The sequence below is a fragment of the Sorangium sp. So ce117 genome (genome assembly GCF_051524395.1).
Lineage (GTDB): Bacteria > Myxococcota_A > Polyangia > Polyangiales > Polyangiaceae > Sorangium > Sorangium cellulosum_B.
Window position 1 is genome coordinate 6,885,722 of record NZ_CP150309.1, and the last position, 19,383, is coordinate 6,905,104.

Below are 19,383 nucleotides of genomic sequence, written 5' to 3' on the forward strand. Positions count from 1 at the left end.
CGCGCCATCCGCCGGACGCGGCTCAGGGCGACGGTCGTCCGTCACGCCGGGGCGCTCGGCCGTCCGCGTCGATGGAGCGGCGGTTCGCCGCTGCCGCGAGGCGCGCCTGCGCGCCGTGCGCCACGTCGTGGAGTACCCGCTCGACCACCGGCGCATGGATCGCGATCAGCCGCGCCGGGGCCACCCCGAGGACCACGGTGAGCGCGACCAGCGCGAGCAGGAACGCTCGCTCGCGGAGCACGAGCGCCTCCACCGCGGCGCCCTTCAGGTGGCGCCGGAGCGGCCCCAGGAAGGTCCGCTGGAACGCCCGGAACAGCGTGATCCCGTTGAGCGCCGCCGCCGTCAGCGCCAGCACCGCGAGCACGGGATGGGCGTGCAAGATCCCATGCAGGAGCAGGTCCTCGCTCACGAACGAGAGCGCCCCCGGCATCCCGATCATGGCGCACGCGAGCAGGAAGAAGAAGGCGGCCATGCGGGGCGTCCGGGCGACGAGGCCGCCGAGCTCCCGCGTGTCCGCCGTACCGGCGCGCGCCTCGATCGCGCCGACGACCATCGCGAGCCCCGTGATCGCGATCGACAGGGCGACGCTCTGCAGGAGCGCGCCGCTCACGCTCTGCGGGCTCAGCGAGGCGACCCCCAGGAGCACGAGCCCCTTCTGGCTCGCCACGAGGTAGCCGAGCAGCCGGCGCAGATCGGTCTGGACCAGCGCGAGCACCGCGCCGTGCAGCGCGCTGATCAGGCCGAGCACGGCGAGGATCGGCATGCCGTCGGCGCAGCCCACGGGCAGGAGCGTCACCCCCACGCGAACGAGCACGCAGACGCCGACCTGCATCTGGGCGAGCAGGATGGTCACGCCGAGCGGCCCCCGCTCCAGCAGCACCGGCAGCCAGCCGTGGAACGGCACGGCGGCCATGCGCATCAGCACGGCGATGCCGACGAGCGCGAACAGCGGCGACTGCCATGCTTCGGGGACGCCGACGCGGGCGATCTCCTCGACGTCGAACGGCAGGGCGGCCCCCCGGCGCGCGGCGAGCACGGCGATGGCGCCGATCGCCACGACGAGCGGCGCCGTGCCCCCCAGCAGGAAGATGCGGCAGGTGCGCCGGAGGAGCGGGTCGTGGGCGCCCTTCCTGGCGACCAGGCGATCCACCGGCACGAGGGCGGCGACCCACGCGGCCGCGAGCACCGCGAGATCGACCGCGCAGAACACGCCGAGGATGGCGCTGCCGGTGACGAGCAGCGCGGCGGCGCCGGGCGGATCGATCGCTGCGCGCGGGCTCGCGGCGATCAGGGCGAGCAGGACGAGGCCGAGCAGCGGGAGCAACGTGATGGTGAAGCCGTCGAGGCCGAGGCGGAGGCGCGCTCCGAGGAGCGGCAAGGCGGGCCCCCCGGCGGTGAGCGCGACGCCGGCGTACGAGAGCGCGAGCGGCAGCAGCGAGAGGAGCAGGGTGAGCGCCGCGCCGATGAGGGCGACGCGGCGGGCGCGCTCGTCGCTGCGCGCCCGGGCGGCGAGCAGCGCCGCGATCGCGGGCGTGAGGATGAGCGTCCCGAGGAGCGGAAAGGCGTTCACGTGCGAGCCCTCTTCGTATCGCGCGCGCGGGGCTGGAAGGCCGCCGCGATCTCTGTCTCTTCGCGCGCGCGCTCGTCGCCGGGCGCCGCGGGGGCGCGCTCGGGCCAGCCGCTCAGCGCCGCCACCCAGCGGCGCTCGCTCCGGTCGAGCAGGCGCCCGAGGCGCATCAGCGGCGCGGCGACGAGCCGCTCCTGCAGCCCCTCGAGGTGGAAGCGGTCGAGCGACAGCCAGTACGCGCGCCGCACGAGCGCCGCCGGCAGCAGCCGGCCCGCGAGCCCGAGGTGCGGCAGCGGCTCGCCGGCGTGCGCGGCCCGGATGTCCTGCGCGTCGCGGAGCGCCGAGGGGGCGCGCAGCAGCTGGAGGCAGCGCAGGCAGGCGTGGGCGAACATGTGGACGAGCGCGAGCCAGTAGAGCCCGAGCCCGATCTCCACGAACATGAGCCCCACCTGCGTCATCGTCGCGTGCGCGAGCGCGCCCTTCACGTCCGCCTGCACGCGCCCCACCATCGTGCCGTAGACGGCCGTCGCCGCCCCGACGCAGGTGATCACCACGCTCGCGGCGAGCGAGCGCTGGAGCAGCGGGGCCGCGCGGAGCATGAGGTACACCCCGGCGTGCACCGAGATGGCGCCATAGAAGAGCGCGCTCGATGGCGTCGGCCCCTCCATGGCCCGCGGCAGCCAGCTGCCCAGAGGAAACTGCGCGCTCTTGCCCATCGCGGCGAGGAACAGGCACAGCGCGAGCGCCGTGGCCGCGCCGGGCCCGAGCGACGCGGCGGTCCCGGGCCAGGGCGAGCCGCCGAACACCTCGCCCCACTGCGAGGAGCGGGCGACGTCGTGCATGAGCACCGCGCCCCCGAGCAGCCCGATGTCGCAGAGCCGGTAGGTGATGTACACCCGCACCGCGGCCCGCGGCGGCGCCTCGCGCTCGTGGAAGAAGGCCACGAGCAGCACGCTCGTCGCGCCGACGAGCTCCCAGCCGGCGAAGAGGAGGTCGACGGTGCCCGCCGACACGAGCCCCAGCATCCCCGTCGAGAACAGCGCGAGGAGCAGGAAGAAGCGCGCGAAGCCCGGCTCGCGGTGCAGGTACGCCACCGAGAACCTGCCGACCAGGAGCGCGATCAGCGAGACGAGGAGCATCATCGTCGCCGACAGCCGATCGACGAGCAGGACGACCTCGAACGCATAGTCGCCGAGCTCGAACCAGTGGCCGAGCGCCACCGGGACGAACGCGTAGGGCGCCGAGACGGCCGAGAGCCATATCGCCAGCGAGGCCGCGAGCGAGAGCGCGAGCGTGGAGAGCACGACGCGCGACACGACGCGCTCGCTCGGCGTGCGAAGGAGCAGCAGGTAGGCGCCGAGCGCGGCGAACGCCGCCGCCGGAGAGAGCACGGCGAGCGCGGCGAGCCTTCCGAGGAGCACATCAGACAGCATGGTCGACGACCTCACGTGGCCGCGTGGACGCGGCTCGAATGAGCGCAGGCGGAACGAACCCGGACCTCCCGGCGTACCAGTCGGCGGAGCGCTGGACCGCGGGCAAGGGTTGATCCGGCGGAGAGAACGGCGCGAAGCCGTCGCCCGTGAAGCACGCGATCCGGCGCGTCGCCGGATCGACGCAGGCGAGCTGGATCCAGCCGTTGCCGATGAGCTCGCGGAGGGCCGGCTGCCGCGCGTACAGCGCGGCGGCCGTGTCCGTGCTCGCCTCGACGATGACGAGCAGGCGCACCGGCTCGTGGATCTCGATCATCTGCTTCGGCAGCCCGGTGCGCAGGTCGCTCAGCGAACCCTCCATGACCCCGAGCAGCGAGGCGAGGTTGTGAGGGAGCTTGGTGCCGGCGCCGTAACGGCGGTTGTCGACGCAGGAGAAGTAGTACTCGAGGTTGATCCCTGCCCCGACCGGGCCGACCGCGAGCAGGATGCGCTCGAGGATCGCTCCGCCCTGGTCCTGGGTCGGGTCGTACGAGACGAGGAACGCCCTGCGGTCGAGGAACAGCCCGCGGGTGAGCGAGCGGCGGCCGACGACGCAGACCGCGTTGGTCACGTGCCCCAGCTCGGGCCGCGCCTCGCTGAGATCCGCGGCGCGCGCCTCCACGTGCGCGAGCGCCCGCGCGGCGTCGCCCTCGCGCGGCGCCGACGCGAACCTCCGGCAGCGCTCGTGCGCGTGCTGCTGGCGCGCGGCGTCGAGCGCTCCGATCAGCGCCGAGAGCTCGCCGCGGTGGGACGCCGGCACGAGGTGCTGGTCGTAGAGGACGATCTCGTCCGTCGTCGTGTTGTTCATGCCGCCGAGGAAGAAGGTCCCGTCCGGGATGTCGATCCCGCGCGCGGCGAGCAGCGCGCGGACCTCGGGATCGTTCGCCATGACCGCGAACAGCCGCGCGTTCGGGCCGCCGTGGCGGCCGCCGCACGCGCCGCAGTCGTACGCCGACTGGTGCGGGTTGTTCACGCTGGTCGCCCCGTGGCCGAGCACGACCACGAGGGGCGCGAAGCCGCGCGTGAGGCCCATGTTCTCCAGCGTGGCGGCCACGCGGGCCGCCTTGGCCGCGGCGGTGAACGGCTGCCCCTCGCCGCCCGCGGCGGAGCCCTCGTCCTGTGGGCTGTGGAGCCGCGTCGGCACCGGCGGGAGCAGGCGCCGCTCGAGGGCGCGGCGCAGCCTCGCCACCGCCCGCGGAAAGAGGGTGCGTCCCACGAGCGGGACGGTGGACAGGAGGCCCAGGGTCGGGGTGAGCAGCACGCCGCGCGCCATGGTGCGGGTACCGCGCCCCAGCGCGTGCAGGAGCCGCGCCCAGCGCTTGCGGCGAGCCTTTCGCCGCCAGCCCGCCTCCTCCTCGTGCGGCCGCTCGACGATCTCGTGCGCCGGCTCCACGCCGACCGGGCAGAGGCTCACGTGGCCGGCGTCGTCGAGCCCGCGGTAGCGGATCGGCACGCCGAAGAACCCGGCCACGCCGAAGGTATCGTGCCGCGGCGAGAGCTCCTCGAAATGCCTCCGGAGGCCCTCGCAGCGGTCGTCGATGCAGAACGCGACCTGGAAGCGGGGCGCCTCCACGGAGCGCTCCTCCTCGGGGCGCCGGAGGTTCGCGGCGATCCCGTGCAGGACCTCGGTCCGGTGGTGGTGCTCGTAGGCCTCGTGCAGGACGCGGCGCCGCGTTATCTCGTCGAACGCCTCGAGCGCCTCGAGCGCCCAGACGCGCTCCGCCTTGGACAGCGGTTCGATCTCGGCGGCCGAGAGGCCGGCGAGCTGAGCGAGCTGGAACAGACGGAACGGCCGCGCATGGTCAGGCGAGCTCGACGGCGGCGCGGGCGGCCGCGCGGCGCGCCGGGCATGCTCGACGAGGCCGGCGAGCGGTCCTCGGTACCCCAGCCGCCGGCGCGCGACGTCGCGCAGCGCGTACCGGGCGAGCGTCAGGCGCACGGCGAGGTACTCGACCAGCGACACGGGCGGCGATCCCGGAGGCCGATCGCTCGGCGTGTGCTCGAGGCGGTGGATCATGCCGGCCCAGCCCGGCAGCTCGAGCAGCACGCGTGTCACGTACACGTCCCAGTGATCCTCGGCGACGGAGAGCTCCTCGAGGGCGCGGACGGCGATGGCGGGCGGCGACAGCGCCTCCGCGTCGAACCGGCGGAGCTCCGCGTCGAGCCCGACGAAGGCCGGGGCGGCCAGCCGGGAGCCCTCGAGCGCCATGTCGCGAAAGCAGCGCCAGAGCCCCTCCGCTCGATCGGGCATCGTCCAGTGTGCAATGCCCTCGTCGAGGTAGGCGCCGAGGAACCGGATCATGAGCGGATCGACGAGCTCGGCCGGATCCTCGCCGGCCAGCTCGACCAGCAGATCGCGGTGCGACCGGTCGGCGCCCACGCGCTCGACGAGCGGCGGCTCCAGGGGCGGGGCGGGCGGCAGCGGCACGGCGCGGCACGCGTCCCAGAGCGCGAGGGCGGCGCGCGACTCCGGATCACGGCCCCCCCGGTCGACGAGGCGCGCCGCGATCTCCGGGCGCGCCGCGAGCCAGCGCTCCGTGCTCTGGACGATGCGCCGGCGTCGCTCGTCGGGGACGTCGGCCCGGAGCCTGCGCGTCTCCCCGGCCTCGGAGATACGCCACAGGAGGCCCGCCGCCGTCTCGGCGTCGATCGGATGACGGAGCGCGAGCCGCTCGATCTCGTGCCGTGACAGCGGGCCTCGCCGCTCGTCCGGTTGCGCGGCGAACCGCCCGGCGAGCGCGGCCTCGAGGTCCTCGTCGCCGATCCGACCCGACGCGATGTGCGCGCGGTAGTCCGCCTCGGAGAGATACGGCTCGGCCTCGAAGACGGCGCTCGCCGCGGCGAGCGCGTCATGGAACGGCAGGTGCTGGAACGCGTGCAACGTGTTGTGGTGGACGAACACGCCGATAGGCCCCTGCGCCGGCAGGAGGTGTCCGGCGTGCTCGACCACGTCGCGCAGGTGCTTCTGCCGGGCGGCGCTCGCGCGAAGATCTTGAGAGAGCTCGCTGTTCATGGGGTTCCCGAGTGGCGGTTGTACCTGGAGAGCCCCACGCGCGCTCCCCTCTTTCGCGCCATGGTGTCTCGACTCGATTCAGCGCTCGGCGACGGGGCTGATGACAGGCCGCTTCCTCGCCGAGAGCGGGTGGGATGACATCTGGAAATGATCGCCGAGGCCGGCGAGGGTCAATGTCCGCCCATTTCGTTCCATCACGCCCTGGAGCTCATGCAGGTTGGACATGACCGTGTGATCGACCAGGCGAGCATTCGCGAAGTCGATCTCGATGTTCGAGACGTGCGCGTGGCTCTCGATCTTCCGCTGGATGCTGAGGTAATTGCTGAAGATGGCGGCGTGCTTGACGCGCAGCACGACCCGCCCCTCCTCGACGCGCTCGTCCACCTCGGAGCGGAAGAGGACGCGCAGCGGCGCGCCGTTCGTCAGGTGGATGAGCAGCTTCACGGCGATGCCGGCCGCGACGCCGACGAGCAGATCGGAGACGATGCACATCGCAGCCGTGGTGGCGAAGATGACGAGCTGCTCCCTGCCGATGCGGAGCGTCTTCGCGAACTCCTTGGGCGACGCGAGGCGGGTGCCCGTGAAGGTGAGCATGGCGGCGAGCGCGGCGAGGGGGATCCGGTGGATGAGGCCCGGCGCGAAGGCCACGAAGAGGAGGAGGAAGGTCCCGTGAAAGAAGTTGGACAACCGGCTCTTCGCGCCGTAGCCGATGTTCGCGGAGCTGCGAACGATCTCGGAGATCATCGGCAGCCCGCCGAGCAGGCCCGCGATGAGGTTGCCCACGCCCGTGGCGAGCAGATCCTTGTCGAGGTCGGAGCGGCGCTTCGCTGGATCGAGCGCGTCGACGGCCTTCGCGGACAGGAGCGACTCGATGCTGCCCACCAGCGAGAACATGACGATATATTTGATGGACCCGGGCGTGCCAACGTGGCTGAAGTCCGGGAAGACGATCGCCTGGACGAGGTTGCCTGGCAGGTTGACGAGGAAGCTCGGCCCGATGGCGTACGTCGTGTGGGTCGCCGCGAGCGTGTACGTGTGCTCGTGCTCGAGATCGAAGAGATAGGCGAGCGGCACGGACAGCGCCAGCACCAGCATCGGCGCGGGGATCTTCTGCATCCAGCGAGCTCTCTTGGCGATCACTGGATAGCCGAAGAGGAGGATCATCGAGAGGATGCCGATCGAGGCGATCTCGGGGTTCAGGCGCAACAGGCTGCGCGGGATCTCCAGGATCAGGTGGAGCGGGTCCTTCGCCGCAGGCGTGACGCCGACAAGCGTGTGGACCTGTTTCGAGCAGATGATGATCCCGATGGCCGCCAGCATGCCGTGGACCACCGAGGAGGGGAAAAAGTCGCCGAGCGTGCCCGCGCGCGCCAGGGCGAAGACGATCTGTGTCACCGCTGCGACGGCGATGCAGGCGAGCGCGCGGCGGTAGCCCACCGCGTTGTCCCCGCCGCCGAGCTCCTGAACGGCGCCCAGCGCAATGACGATGAGGCCCGCGGCGGGCCCCTTGATGGTCAGCGGCGCGCTGCCGAGCCAGGTGGCGACCATGCCACCGACGACGGCGGTGAGCACGCCGGCGATGGGGGGGAACCCGCTCGCCATGGCGATGCCCAGGCAGAGCGGCAGGGCGATCAAGAAAACGAGGAACCCTGAAACCAGGTCGTTCCTCCATGTGGACGCCGAGGACGTCGACGCCCTCGAAATGTTCGGATTGGACATGCGGTGCTCGCCTTGGAGTTCGGGCACCATGTGGGCCCGCTGTTCGTCAGAACACGGCCCAGGACGGGACCAGTCGGCCGGAGGTTCCCGCTCGGGGTGACGATTTCGTACGGCGCCCAGGAACCTCGGCGCGGATCCGTTCCGTCCCAGGGCGGCCGATGGACATTTCTTCCTCCTTCGGGGTGACGTCGCTCGCCCCCTCGTGGCGCGAGCGGCGGGCGCTACCCCTCCGTCCATTCCACGCTAGAGTTCCGGCCTTCGACGCTCTAGATGCTCGAGCGGCCCTCATGACCGAATCGCGACCCCCCCTCGGCGAATCGCGCGCGGAGTTCGAGTCGGCGGTGCGCCCGGTGCTCCCTCGGCTCTATCGATTCTGCGCCTCGCTCTGCGGCGCGCGAGACCAGGCGGACGATCTGTTCCAGAACGCGTTGCTCAAGGCCTACCTGCACGCGGCGTCCTTCGAGGGGCGCTCCGACCTCGGCGTCTGGCTCTGCGGGATCGCTCGGCACGAGTACTTGGAGGCTTACCGGACCGAGGCGCGGCGCCGCAGCCTGCTCGATCGGCTCGTCGAGGCGTGCACCGACGCGCTCGGCATCCTCCCTCGCGCCGAGGTCTCGAGCCCGGAGGCGGCCGCGATCTTGAGCCAGGATACTGGAGTGCTCCTTGCGTGCCTCCAGGAGCTGCCGGAGGAATTCCGCACCGTTGTGGTGCTATGCGATATCGAGGAAGTCGGGTATGACAGCGTTGCCGAGCTCCTCGGGATCCCCAAGGGGACGGTGAAGAGCCGCCACGCCCGAGGGCGCGCGCGGCTGCGCGACGCCTACGAGCGTCTGGCGGCGCCGCGCGCCGTCGCGGAGCGGGAGGGTTCGACGTGAGCGAGCGCGACGACGATCTGCCTCCCGTTCCGCCGGATCTCGCGGCGAGCATGCGGGCGCTGCGCTCGATGAGCCCCTCCGATGCGCTCGTCGAGCGCGCGCTGAGCAAGCTCCCCGAGCGACCGGAGCGCCCGGCGGCGGCCGGCGGCGCGCGCTCTCAGCGGGCGAGCGACCGCAGCGGGTGGAGGGTGTTCATCGCGGCCCCGGCGCTCGCCGCGCTGGCGGTCGCCGTCTTCGTGGCGGGCGACAGGGGCGCGTGCTCTCCGGCGATCGAGCGATCCGAGGAGCGCGCCGTCGCCTTGCCTGACGAAGGGCACGCGTGGACGCACCTCGATCTGTGGACCCACCGCCACGCGGACGAGCCGGCGGTGGTCCAGCTCGAGGTGCCGGAGCACGTGCGCGTGCGGTTGCCCGACGGCGCAGGTGGATCGCTGGAGCAGCACTGCCGGCAGGAGCGCTGCTCGCACAGGCTGACGCGCTACCGCGGCGACGCGCCGCTCGGCGTGGCCGTGGCTCAGCCGGGCCGGTATGAGATCCACGTCCGTCACGAGTCGAACGAGGCGCGCGTTCGCGAGCGCTTCGTTCTGATAGCTGAACGCGAGTGAGCCCAGCGAGACGTGTTACCGCAACCTGGGTGGTTCCGGTCGTCACCGCGACCTGCGGGCAGCCCCAACCCAGGTGGTAGTCGGGCCGACGCGGCTCACTTCTTCGCCGCCCTCTGCTCTCCACGGACAGGCCTGCTTGGCACCCGCACGCGCCCCGCTGCGACGTAGCGTTGCACCGTCCTCAGGCTGATCCGAAGTCGCGCCGCCGCCTTGACCTTGTCGCCCCCGTCGCGCTCCAGCGCCGCTTGGACGATCTGCTGGATGAGCGACTCCAATCCGTCGTCGAGGTCGAGCGCGGGCGAGGTGCTGGCGCAGGACACGCCCGCGGCGGCTTCTTCGGGCACGACCAGCGAACGGACGCTCTCGGGCAGATCGGCCACGCGCACCTGCCGGCCATCCCGGAGCAAGCAGAGCGTCTCCACGACGTTCCGGAGCTCGCGCACGTTGCCAGGCCAGTCGTAACGGAGCAGCAGCGCCTTGGCCTGCCGGCTGAACCTCGGCGGGCGAACCCCGTGTCGCGCCGAGTGCTGCGCGGTGAACTGATTCAGCAGGGGCGCGATGTCAGCGCGTCGCTCACGCAAAGCGGGGACATTGAGCGTGATGCCCTGGATTCGATAGAACAGGTCGGCGCGAAAACGGCCCGCGCGCACCTCCTGATCGAGGGGTCGTAGCGTGGCAAACATCAACCGGACATCCGCCTCGATCTTCGTCGAGCCGCCGACGCGCATGTACCGGCGGTTTTCGAGGAATCGCAGGAGCTTCGCCTGCATCGGCATCGGCATATCACCGATCTCATCGAGCAAGAGCGTGCCTCGCTCGGCCGCTTCGACTTTGCCCTTCGCTCGCTCGCTCGCCCCGGTGAACGCGCCGCGCTCGTGACCGAAGAGCTCGCTTTCAAAGAGCGCGTCGGGGATGGCCGCGCAATTGATGGGCACGAACGGCCCCCGCCGGCGCTCCGAAAGCTCGTGCGCGCGCCTCGCCAGCACCTCCTTGCCGGAGCCGCTCTCGCCGATCAGCGTCAGGGTGACGTCCTTCGCGGCGACGGCGCGAAGGATCTGGTCCGCCTTCTTCATGGCGTGGGAGCGCATGATCGGCTCAAACACCACGTCAGGTCGTCGTTTTCGCTCTCCCACGCGAGAAATACTGAGCGATCTTGTCGTAGCCTGCAAGCCCGACCACGAGATCGGCTCCAGCGATCCACGTCGCCCCTCGACTGGCGAAATTCGTCGGCTGTTCGCCTTGAAAATGCCGAGAAAGCGCGCCGCTTCGAGCGCTCCTGGCGCGGTTCACGGCCAGCCCCTGCTCCGGCACGGATTCTGCTGTGACCAAGACCAAGACCATGAACGAAGCTCCCACGACGAACCGCGCGCTCCGCGCCTGGGTCCAGGCGATCGCCGAACACACGCGACCCGCACGTATCCGCTGGTGCGACGGCAGCGAGGCGGAGCGGACCACCCTCGAGCGCGACATGGCGCTCTCCGGTTCGTTCATCGAGCTGGATCCACGGACCCACCCTCGTTCATTCCTGCATCGATCGGATCCAACGGACGTCGCGAGGACGGAGCACCTCACCTTCATCTCGACGCCACGACAGGAGGACGCGGGGCCCACGAACCACTGGATGAGCCGAGAGGAGGCGCAGACGCGCGTATGGTCGCTCTTCGCAGGCGCGATGAAGGACCGGACGATGTACGTGGTGCCGTACCTGATGGGCCCCGCGGGGTCGCCCTTCAGCCGCGTCGGGGTCGAGCTTACCGACAGCCCGTACGTCGCTCTCAACCTCCGGATCATGACGCGCATGGGCCGCGCGGCGCTCGGTCACCTCGGCGCAGCGGAGAGCTTCGTTCGTGGCATCCACAGCCTCGGGGACCTCTCGCCGGACAGGCGCTTCGTCGTCCATTTTCCCGAGACCCTCGAGATCTGGAGCATCGGCTCGGGGTATGGCGGCAACGCATTGCTCAGCAAGAAGTGCCATGCGCTGCGCATCGCGAGCGCGCAAGCGCGCGCGGAAGGCTGGCTCGCCGAGCACATGCTCATCCTCGGCTTGACGAGCCCCGAGGGGCGCACGCACTACGTCACGGCTGCCTTCCCGAGCGCGTGCGGCAAGACCAACCTGGCGATGCTCGTCCCCTCGCTCCCCGGGTGGAAGGTCGAGACGGTCGGTGACGATATTTGCTGGATGCACCCTGGCAGCGACGGACGGCTCTGGGCCATCAACCCGGAGAACGGCATGTTCGGCGTCGCGCCAGGGACCAGCCTCAGGACCAACCCGAACGCGATGCAGTCGCTCACGCACGATGTGATCTTCACGAACGTCGCGCTGCGCGCGGGCCGTCGCGTATGGTGGGAGGGGATGTCCCAGCTCGACGAGCATGAGGTCATCGAAGACTGGCGCGGCGCGAAGTGGACGAAAGGCGCCGCGGCGTCACCTGCCGCGCATCCGAACTCGCGCTTCACCGTCCCGCTGCGGCAGTGTCCCAGCGCGGCAGGCGCCTTCGATCTCGCCACGGGGGTGCCGATCTCGGCCATCCTCTTCGGGGGGCGCCGTTCGAAGCTCGCCCCTCTCGTCTACGAAGCGCGGAGCTTTCGTCACGGCGTCTACGTCGGTGCGACCATGGCGAGCGAGACGACCGCCGCGGCGACCGGCGCTGTCGGCGTCCTCAGAAACGATCCCATGGCGATGCTCCCCTTCTGCGGGTACAATATGGGCGATTACTTTGCGCACTGGATGGCCGTTGGGAAAGGGCTCAGTCGTCCGCCGAAGATCTTTCATGTCAACTGGTTCCGGACGGGGGACGACGGGCGCGTCCTGTGGCCCGGGTTCGGCGACAATATCCGCGTCCTCAAGTGGATCCTCGAGCGTGTCGAGGGCACGGCGTCCGCGCGCGAGTCCGCAATTGGCCTCCTTCCGCATGAACGGGGAATCGATCTGACCGGGATGGACCTCTCGAAAGACGCGCTCTTCCAGCTGCTCGCGGTCGACAGCGGCGCGTGGTTGAGGGAGGCCGACGGTGTCCTCGAGTTCCTTCGCAAGTTCGCGGATCGACTCCCCGCGGCGCTGCTGGCCGAGCACCGATCGCTCGTCAAGCGGCTGCACGATTCGCTGCATTGAGCTGAGCAGGGAGGACTCGTGGAAAACCATATAAAATCTTCGGCGGCGGACGTCTGTCGTGACAGAAACCATTCCTCCGTAGATGGCCGCGCGGCCGGACCGCTGGCAGGTGCCGTCGCGGCGGCGCTGCGAGCGGGGCGCAGCCCCAGAAATCACGACTTCGACCGCTTCCTTCCTGACGAGCTACGCCGCGTCTCCGCTCAGTTCTGGACGCCGATCGAGGTCGCTGTTCGCGCGGCCCGGTGGCTGGACGAGCTCGACGTTCGCACCGTCGTCGATGTCGGGTCGGGCGCCGGCAAGTTCTGCGTGGCGGCGGCGCTGGCGGGACGCAGCCACTTCACGGGGATCGAACAGCGACCTCGGCTCGTCATGGCGGCGCGCAGCCTCGCGCGGGTCTACGAGATCGAGGACCGCGTTCGTTTCGTCGAAGCCGCCCTGGGGAGCGCGGAAGTTCCTCGCGCGGACGCCTACTACTTCTTCAACCCGTTCGGCGAGAATCTCTTCGGACGGGAAGACCACCTCGATGAAGACGTCGAGCTGGGCGTCGATCGATACCAGCGCGACACTGCGGCCGCCGAAGAGCTCCTCAACGAGGCGCCGCTCGGGACCTATCTCCTGACGTACAACGGATTCGGCGGGCGGGTACCTGACAGCTATGACGAAGTCCGCGTCGATCGGGAGCTCCCAAACGTCCTGCGGATGTGGCGAAAGGCGCGCCTCGTGGCTGCCGGTCCGGGTCTACGCGCGGATGAGCTCTGATCACCACGACGGCGCGTGACGCATCGTTGCGCATCACGCGATCCCGAGCCGATCGAGGATCGCGTTCACGAAGGTGAGCGGGCGCGGTGGACATTGCGCCATCAGGAGGTGAATCCCGGCGAATTATCGAAGCAGTCATCGGGGCTCCGAATGAGCGTGCGCACGAAGAGCGTCGAGGATGGTCCAGCCAAACGCCGGCTTCGGCAGCACCATGGGTGGCAAGGAGTGGCCGTCCGGTCCCAGCGCGGAGCGAAAGGACTGTGGTGTGCCCGTCACGAGGAGAATGAGGAGCATCGGTCGCGCGCTCCGCAGCGACGTGATGAACGTCACGATGTCGCCAGGATCGAAGTCGTCGGGAAACAGAACCAGGGCGGTCGCCGCGGGCGCCATCCTGGTCGCGTCGTTCAATGTCCTCTTGCCGTTCGACGCGACCCCGGCCTGGCTGAAGTAGGCATGAAGCGCGTCGATCGTCTCTGGATTGTCCGCGACGACGGCGACGTGGAGCAACCTGGCGGAAGAGCGGTTTGCCATGGCTGCCCGGGCGTCTAGCAAGCCGTGGGCCGCCTGGTGAAAGGCGCAAGAACCTTGAGGACGCGCCTATCGGGATGGAAGAGCTGACGACCCTTTCGGAGATCAGCGGCTCAAAACGACAGATTGACGCGACAAATGGGAAAGAATTACATGAATTTCGTCTTGATCAGACCGCATTTTGACGCGACGGCGCCTACTTGACCGCTCCGAAGGCCGGCCAGCGGAGGCAGCGTCGCGTCGGTCGCGACGCCGCCGGAGCGCAGCTCGCCCGAGGTTGGCCGCTCGCTGAGAGGCCGCGTACATGACGCCGGATGCTCCCCGGCGCGCATCTCGCCAAGACCGTGCGCGCGCCGCGGTCAGGTCTGTCGCTCCGCGCGCTTGGCCTCGTCCCAGTAGCCGTCGAGCTCCTCCAGCGTGAGCGTGTCGTGGGACGCCTTGACAGGCCAGCCCCCGTGCCGCTCCATGACCCGCCGTTCGACGTGATCGAAGCGCCGGGTGAACTTGTCGATCGTCCGACGCAGGGCCCCCTCTGCGTCGACGCCGGCGTGGCGCGCCAGGTTCCCGAGCGCGAAGAGCACGTCCCCGAGCTCCTCCTCGATCGCGGCGAAATCGCCGCTATCGAGGGCCCGATCGAGCTCCCCGAGCTCCTCGTCCACCTTCGCGCGCGAGCCCCGCGCGTCCGGCCAGTCGAAACCCACGCGCGCGACCTTCTCGCCTACGCGCTGCGCCCGGGTCAGCGCCGGCAGGCTGCGGGGAACGCCGCCGAGCACGCCGCGGTCCTTCCCCTGGCTCGCCCGCTCGTCCGCCTTGATGCGCTCCCAGTTCTGAAGCACCTCGTCGGCGTTCTCGGCGCTCTCGTCCGCGAACACGTGCGGGTGGCGCCGCACGAGCTTCTCGCAGATCGCAGCGATCACATCGTCCGGCCCGAACGCCCCCTCGGCACGGGCGAGCTCGGCCTGGAAGACGACCTGGAGCAAGAGATCGCCGAGCTCGGCGCACAGCTCCTTGCGGTCGCCGCCGTCGATGGCGTCGATGACCTCGCACGCCTCCTCGAGCACGTAGCGCCTGAGCGTCGCGAAGCTCTGCTCGCGATCCCAAGGACATCCGTCCGGTGCGAGGAGCCGCTGCATCAGCTCGACCATGCGCGGAAACGTACGACCGACCTGCTCGGGGAGCGGCGGTGCCTGCACGGGCTCGAAGGAACGAGGCATGCAGTGCTACTAGCGCAAACCGCCCCCGCTCCGGAAGCAGACGAAGAGGAAGAGGAGACGATGCAGGGCGCGCTATCGCAGAGCGTCATCCTGGCTTCCGAGGCCGTAGCATGAGAAAAGTACGGAGGGCATCGCGGCTCCGACGACGAGGACGACCATGAAGAGCGCAGGCTATGTGGTGCTGTTCGCGATCGCCGGCTGCTCGCAGGGGGTGTGTCGGAGCATCGGGAGCGCGCCGGGTGCGGCGCCGAACCCGGGAGCAGCGGCGGAGGAGCCCGTGACGGCGGCCCTGGTCAACAGCGGCGAGCAGGAGGTGCTGGACGAGGAGATCACCCCGCTGCGCAAGGGCGGGCGCCACCTCATCGCAGAGCCGCCGGACGACGCGGAGGAGGTGACGTACGCCGCATGGATCGCGGCGGCAGGGCTCGCCGCGCAGAACAGGCAGCCGCCGCCGGCCGCACCACCGGGGTTCGCGCTGCGGGCGGTCCGCGGGCGCGACCTGTGGGTGTTGTCCGAGGACGGCACGCGCCGCCGCGGGGCAGCCGCGGTCGTGCTGCGCGTAGGAGCGGCCGTGCCGCTGATCGTCGAGGCGCCGCACACGTTCTTCGATCAGGGAACGCTGCCCGTCGCGCTGGCCATCTTCGAGGCGCAACGGGCGCGCGCGCTGATCGTGAATACGTCGCACCGGTACGGCGGGGGTCCCAACCCACGCAACGCCAGCGCGGACGATGAAGAAGGCGGGCGCCCCAACCTGGGTGCCGCTGTCGGGGGCGGGCGCCCCAACCTGGGTGCCGCTGTCGGGGGCGGGCGCAACCCGGGTCACACCGCGGATGGTGACGAGAGCACGGAAGGCGCTGGTGGCGAGGACGGCGGTGATGAAGCCGTCGACGGCAACACCACGCAAGGCGGCGCCCAGGGCACCGGCGGCAGCGCTCGTGAAGATAACCGTGCTTCCCGAGAGCGGCTGATTGCGTCGCTCGCCTTCGCAGACGTCGCCCACGCCGAGCGTTCGTTCTTCCTGTCCGTGCACCGGGCGCTGCTCCAGAGCTTCCCCGGCACGCCCACCGTGCAGCTGCACGGCTTTCAAGACCGTTCGGCTCCGAATGCCGCCATTATCGCCAGCGCGGTGGGGCACGGCGCCGCGCTGGACCGGCTGCTCGCCCCTCTACGGGCGTTCATCAACGATGGAAAGGTCCTCGCCTACCCCACGGAGATCGATAGGTTGGGCGGTGCCACGAACGTGCAAGCACGCTGGTCGCGCCAGATGGGCGCACCGTTCTACCATGTTGAGATGTCCCGAACCCTGCGCGACAAGCTGATCGTGGATACGGATCTCCGGCGCCGCTTCGCGGAAGCCTTCTCGGGGCTCACAGTCGGAACAAGTCGGATGCGCGACCCAGGTTGACCGCGACAGTATTGTCCGCAACGGCTCGGCTCAACGGATGCCAAGCATGCGTTCTGCACGGCGAGCCGCTCCAGATCGTCCCAACAACTGGTAAACTATCGGCGTCCGCTGATCAAACGCAATCAGCGGCACCCGGGGCCGATCCATCCGCGATCGACACCGCATCCCCCGTTCGTAGGCGTGCGCGCAGCGCCCTATGACCACTTCGCCCGCCCGCGTCAGCTCCTCCAAACGGATGTTCCCACGAGACGGCAACGACCCGTCGGAGCCGCCCCTTCCTGTTCTGCGCCGCTGTGAAGCTCGCCACCCGATATCTACACGGTAAGCCCGAAATCGCTCGTGCTGGCGCCGTGGAACGTGCACATCCACCAGGTCCCCGCCGGAAATACCACACTGCGCACCCCGGCGCGCCACCGTTCGAGCGCCGCGCGGTACGACGCGCGAAACGCCCGCACAGCGGCGCCAGCGATTCGTCGTGCGTCCCCCTGCTCGCGGCCGACTGCAAAGGTCGGATTGCGTTCACCCAGCGCCTCAAAGCTCGTTACGCGCTCGTACGGAGAGATCTTGGTGACTCGCTCAGCACCAAGAAAACGACGCCCCTGCTGCTGCAGCGCCGAATGGGCCTGCGCCTCTTGTACGTTGAGTTCGACGGCGACCTCGTGGCGAAAGTCATCGACGCTGTCCTGCTCTACCGCCGGCGGCAACGCGAGAGGTAACGTCACTTCCTCGGGCCACTGTGGATTTTCCGGGTCAAGATACGCCACGGGACGCGCCGCTCGCAGCACGCCGCAGCCGAGCTCTCCCACATCGACTTTCGCCCCCGGCCACTCACGCGCATGCCGGACGAGGCCAGCGGCTACAGGGTTTGCGAGTACATAGGCTATTTTCTCCACCACGGCAGCGCGCGTCAGGAGTCGCACGACGCTCGTGGCCTCGTGATCCCATACCGGTCCTTCCCACGCGCGAAGCACCTTGGTCCCGAGCGCCACAATACGATGAAAGAACTGCAAGAAGCGCGGCAGGACTCCATTCACGTCCGTCACGACCAGGTGCAGATGCGTCGACATCGCGCAGAACGCGTGAACCTCGATCCCGAAGCGCGGGGCCGAGACCGCGAGGGCGTAGACCAGGAGCTGGGTGATGGCTGCGTCGGGGCGAAAGAGCAGGTGCCGACGCAAGACGCGACGGGTGATCATATAGGTAGCGCCGGGCGCGATCTCGCGGGGGTGGCTCATGGCCCGTCCACATCAACAAACGCTGTGCCAGAGATCGCAGTCAATCATTTCAAGAAATTGCCGTGCCCCGAAGGTGGCGGCTCCCACGCCAGGGGTGGCGGCCGCCATGCCACTCGGATCGCCCGACCCGGGTAGAGTCGGTAAAGTCCACAACGTGGGTCGGGTCGCCGCCGCCGTCCCGCCTCGCAACCTGGGTCGGATCGCGGGGTCGGATCGCGCCAGAGTCGGGCCGCCGCCAACCTGGGTCGGGTCGTGTGCGTGTGGGGTCGTGGCGGGTCGCGAAGGTCGCGGGTCGCGAAAATTACACGAGAAGCGCCGGAATCTGGTCAGGTCCGAACGCGGCCGCGCCGCGCGGCACCGTTGAGAACGTCGGTTGCACGGTCGGATCGGCCCGCAGCGCCGGAAAGCGATCGAGCAGGAGCGACACGCCGATCCTCGCCTCCATCCGCGCAAGCGGCGCCCCGACACAGTAGTGCGGACCGCCGCCGAAGTTCAGCATCCCCACGGGTCGTCGATGGATGTCGAAGGTCTCCGGTCGCGGGTAGATCTCCTCGTCGTAATGGCGAGCGATCAGCGACAGGTAGAGGATCGTCCCCGCAGCCAGCGTCTCGCCGCCGATCGTCGCCTCACGCTCGACGAACCGCACGATGCCCGCCGCGCTGTTGCACCAGCGGGTCGACTCCTCGATGGCTTGCGGCAGGAGCGAAGGTTGCTGACGCAGCTGGTTCATCGCGTCGGGGTGGGCGAGCAGCGCCACGAGCAGGTTGGCCAGCATCCAGCTGGTCGTCTCGTAGCTGGCGAGGATCAACGTGAGCACGACCCCCTCGCACGCATCCACTCCGCCCAGGCCCTCCGCGACGATCGCCCGCGCGATCTCGCCGAGCAGCGTATCGCTCGGGTGCGCCACCTCGCGCTCGGCGATCTCCCGGAGCTGCGCTTCCATCGCGGCGTGGGCGCTCCGCCCTTCGGCCACGACGACGGGATCCTGCGGCATCACGACGCTGCGGATCATCTTGCGAATCAGCACGTCATTCTCGGCGATCCGCTCCTCCGGGAGCCCGAAGAGGGCGCTCGTCACGCCCATGGGCATCGACATCGCAAAATCATCAAAAAGATCCGCCCGCTCCTTCCGCACGAGCCGTTCCACGACCCTGCGCGCCACCGGGGTCACGGTCGCCTCCTCGTAGCGGGAGATCACGCGTGGGGAGAGGACCGCGTTGAAGAGCCGCCGCATGCGCGTGTGCGACTCACCGTTAAGCGTCACGAGCGTCCCTTTCATGATCCCGGTGTCGTAGGCCCGGGTGCTGAAGGTCTCGCTGTCGCGCAGCACCGCGGCCACATCGGCCCCGCGGAGTACGACCGGCACGCCGAGTCCCTCGTCGAAATAGACGGAGTGCTCCCTCGCCGCAGCGGCGAGATGGATCCCGAACGCCGAAGGGTCTTTCGAGGTGAAAGAAAATAGATTCTTACGAGGCAGCATACATAAAACCTAGTATTCCATATCGAAACGCGGATCAAGCCGCTTTGCCATGACTTCGGCTGGAACGTAGGTGTGGAAGAGCGGTTATTGCGGACGCTTCTCCCACGTCGGCTTCGCGTGCGGGCCCTGTAGGTGCTCCCCGCCTGGTCTTGGTCACGACGACGACGCCCGACGCCCGCACCGTGGTTGTGTCGCTGTCGCTGTCGCTGTTGTCGCTGCCGGCGATCTGCGGCGATCGACGCCGATGACGGTCGACCTTCGCACGCCATAGACCGGCGCCTTCATGGCGCTCGATCAGACGGTGACACGCCACGGACGCGCCGAGATCCGTCCATGGTGGTTCGTAGAATCCCTGACGACGAAAAGCTGCTCAACTCGGGAGTTTTGCTCGACCCGGGTTGA

General features: G+C 69.7%; 15 protein-coding genes. 5 read left to right on the forward strand and 10 right to left on the reverse strand.

Annotation, left to right across the window (positions count from 1 at the left end; genetic code table 11):
• Positions 1–22: 22 nt before the first annotated feature.
• From WMF46_RS25795 to WMF46_RS25810, 4 genes are all read right to left on the reverse strand, one after another.
• Positions 23–1,570, reverse strand: coding sequence for a complex I subunit 4 family protein (locus WMF46_RS25795; protein WP_437979626.1), 1,548 nt, complete (start codon positions 1,568–1,570; stop codon positions 23–25).
• Positions 1,567–3,000: a proton-conducting transporter transmembrane domain-containing protein gene (locus WMF46_RS25800; protein ID WP_437979627.1), complete on the reverse strand. Its 1,434-nt coding sequence runs from the start codon at positions 2,998–3,000 to the stop codon at positions 1,567–1,569. Before WMF46_RS25800 ends, WMF46_RS25795 begins: the two co-directional genes overlap by 4 nt.
• Positions 2,990–6,049: a YbcC family protein gene (locus tag WMF46_RS25805; protein WP_437979628.1), complete on the reverse strand. Its 3,060-nt coding sequence runs from the start codon at positions 6,047–6,049 to the stop codon at positions 2,990–2,992. The genes WMF46_RS25800 and WMF46_RS25805 overlap by 11 nt, the downstream gene beginning before the upstream one ends.
• 78 nt (positions 6,050–6,127) lie before the next feature.
• Positions 6,128–7,768: a SulP family inorganic anion transporter gene (locus tag WMF46_RS25810; protein WP_437979629.1), complete on the reverse strand. Its 1,641-nt coding sequence runs from the start codon at positions 7,766–7,768 to the stop codon at positions 6,128–6,130.
• Positions 7,769–8,055: 287 nt separating this feature from the next.
• Between WMF46_RS25810 and WMF46_RS25815 the strand changes: the two genes are divergently transcribed.
• Both WMF46_RS25815 and WMF46_RS25820 read left to right on the forward strand, forming a co-directional pair.
• On the forward strand, positions 8,056–8,643 hold the full coding sequence (locus WMF46_RS25815; protein WP_437979630.1) for an RNA polymerase sigma factor: 588 nt from the start codon (positions 8,056–8,058) through the stop codon (positions 8,641–8,643).
• Positions 8,640–9,248, forward strand: a complete 609-nt coding sequence (locus WMF46_RS25820) for a hypothetical protein (RefSeq protein WP_437979631.1) — start codon at positions 8,640–8,642, stop codon at positions 9,246–9,248. The genes WMF46_RS25815 and WMF46_RS25820 overlap by 4 nt, the downstream gene beginning before the upstream one ends.
• 95 nt (positions 9,249–9,343) lie before the next feature.
• Here WMF46_RS25820 and WMF46_RS25825 read toward each other — a convergent pair whose 3' ends face one another.
• Both WMF46_RS25825 and WMF46_RS25830 read right to left on the reverse strand, forming a co-directional pair.
• Complete coding sequence (locus WMF46_RS25825; protein ID WP_437979632.1) at positions 9,344–10,336, reverse strand: sigma-54 interaction domain-containing protein; 993 nt, start codon at positions 10,334–10,336, stop codon at positions 9,344–9,346.
• 19 nt (positions 10,337–10,355) lie between these two features.
• Entirely contained in the window at positions 10,356–10,589 is a 234-nt protein-coding gene (locus WMF46_RS25830; RefSeq protein WP_437979633.1) for a hypothetical protein, read from the reverse strand.
• Between WMF46_RS25830 and WMF46_RS25835 the strand changes: the two genes are divergently transcribed.
• Positions 10,588–12,360: a phosphoenolpyruvate carboxykinase (GTP) gene (locus WMF46_RS25835; protein WP_437979634.1), complete on the forward strand. Its 1,773-nt coding sequence runs from the start codon at positions 10,588–10,590 to the stop codon at positions 12,358–12,360. The two genes, WMF46_RS25830 and WMF46_RS25835, sit on opposite strands and share 2 nt — an antisense overlap.
• A gap of 306 nt (positions 12,361–12,666) precedes the next feature.
• Positions 12,667–13,119: a hypothetical protein gene (locus WMF46_RS25840; RefSeq protein ID WP_437979635.1), complete on the forward strand. Its 453-nt coding sequence runs from the start codon at positions 12,667–12,669 to the stop codon at positions 13,117–13,119.
• 135 nt (positions 13,120–13,254) lie between these two features.
• Here the strand turns inward: WMF46_RS25840 and WMF46_RS25845 are convergent, their stop codons facing one another.
• Both WMF46_RS25845 and mazG read right to left on the reverse strand, forming a co-directional pair.
• Positions 13,255–13,650: a hypothetical protein gene (locus WMF46_RS25845; protein ID WP_437979636.1), complete on the reverse strand. Its 396-nt coding sequence runs from the start codon at positions 13,648–13,650 to the stop codon at positions 13,255–13,257.
• Positions 13,651–14,006: 356 nt separating this feature from the next.
• The gene (mazG, locus tag WMF46_RS25850; RefSeq protein ID WP_437979637.1) at positions 14,007–14,861 is read right to left on the reverse strand and encodes a nucleoside triphosphate pyrophosphohydrolase; all 855 of its coding nucleotides are present in this window, start codon (positions 14,859–14,861) and stop codon (positions 14,007–14,009) included.
• 157 nt (positions 14,862–15,018) lie between these two features.
• On the opposite strand from mazG, the gene WMF46_RS25855 reads away from it, so the two are divergent.
• Complete coding sequence (locus tag WMF46_RS25855; RefSeq protein ID WP_437979638.1) at positions 15,019–16,266, forward strand: hypothetical protein; 1,248 nt, start codon at positions 15,019–15,021, stop codon at positions 16,264–16,266.
• Between the two features lie 314 nt (positions 16,267–16,580).
• Here the strand turns inward: WMF46_RS25855 and WMF46_RS25860 are convergent, their stop codons facing one another.
• Both WMF46_RS25860 and WMF46_RS25865 read right to left on the reverse strand, forming a co-directional pair.
• Positions 16,581–17,501 carry a transposase gene (locus WMF46_RS25860; protein ID WP_437979639.1) on the reverse strand — a complete coding sequence of 307 codons (921 nt, stop codon included), beginning with the start codon at positions 17,499–17,501 and terminating at the stop codon, positions 16,581–16,583.
• Positions 17,502–17,802: 301 nt separating this feature from the next.
• Complete coding sequence (locus WMF46_RS25865) at positions 17,803–18,981, reverse strand: cytochrome P450 (protein ID WP_437979640.1); 1,179 nt, start codon at positions 18,979–18,981, stop codon at positions 17,803–17,805.
• Positions 18,982–19,383: the final 402 nt, after the last annotated feature.

What these genes read in the sequence shown, in the direction of transcription:
- WMF46_RS25800 (WP_437979627.1), bottom strand. Translation starts at nt 3,000, where the DNA reads ATGCTGTCTGATGTGCTCCTCGGAAGGCTCGCCGCGCTCGCCGTGCTC.
- WMF46_RS25805 (WP_437979628.1), bottom strand. Translation starts at nt 6,049, where the DNA reads ATGAACAGCGAGCTCTCTCAAGATCTTCGCGCGAGCGCCGCCCGGCAG.
- WMF46_RS25810 (WP_437979629.1), bottom strand. Translation starts at nt 7,768, where the DNA reads ATGTCCAATCCGAACATTTCGAGGGCGTCGACGTCCTCGGCGTCCACA.
- WMF46_RS25815 (WP_437979630.1), top strand. Translation starts at nt 8,056, where the DNA reads ATGACCGAATCGCGACCCCCCCTCGGCGAATCGCGCGCGGAGTTCGAG.
- WMF46_RS25825 (WP_437979632.1), bottom strand. Translation starts at nt 10,336, where the DNA reads ATGCGCTCCCACGCCATGAAGAAGGCGGACCAGATCCTTCGCGCCGTC.
- WMF46_RS25835 (WP_437979634.1), top strand. Translation starts at nt 10,588, where the DNA reads ATGAACGAAGCTCCCACGACGAACCGCGCGCTCCGCGCCTGGGTCCAG.
- WMF46_RS25830 (WP_437979633.1), bottom strand. Translation starts at nt 10,589, where the DNA reads ATGGTCTTGGTCTTGGTCACAGCAGAATCCGTGCCGGAGCAGGGGCTG.
- WMF46_RS25845 (WP_437979636.1), bottom strand. Translation starts at nt 13,650, where the DNA reads ATGGCAAACCGCTCTTCCGCCAGGTTGCTCCACGTCGCCGTCGTCGCG.
- mazG (WP_437979637.1), bottom strand. Translation starts at nt 14,861, where the DNA reads ATGCCTCGTTCCTTCGAGCCCGTGCAGGCACCGCCGCTCCCCGAGCAG.
- WMF46_RS25855 (WP_437979638.1), top strand. Translation starts at nt 15,019, where the DNA reads ATGAAGAGCGCAGGCTATGTGGTGCTGTTCGCGATCGCCGGCTGCTCG.
- WMF46_RS25860 (WP_437979639.1), bottom strand. Translation starts at nt 17,501, where the DNA reads ATGAGCCACCCCCGCGAGATCGCGCCCGGCGCTACCTATATGATCACC.
- WMF46_RS25865 (WP_437979640.1), bottom strand. Translation starts at nt 18,981, where the DNA reads ATGCTGCCTCGTAAGAATCTATTTTCTTTCACCTCGAAAGACCCTTCG.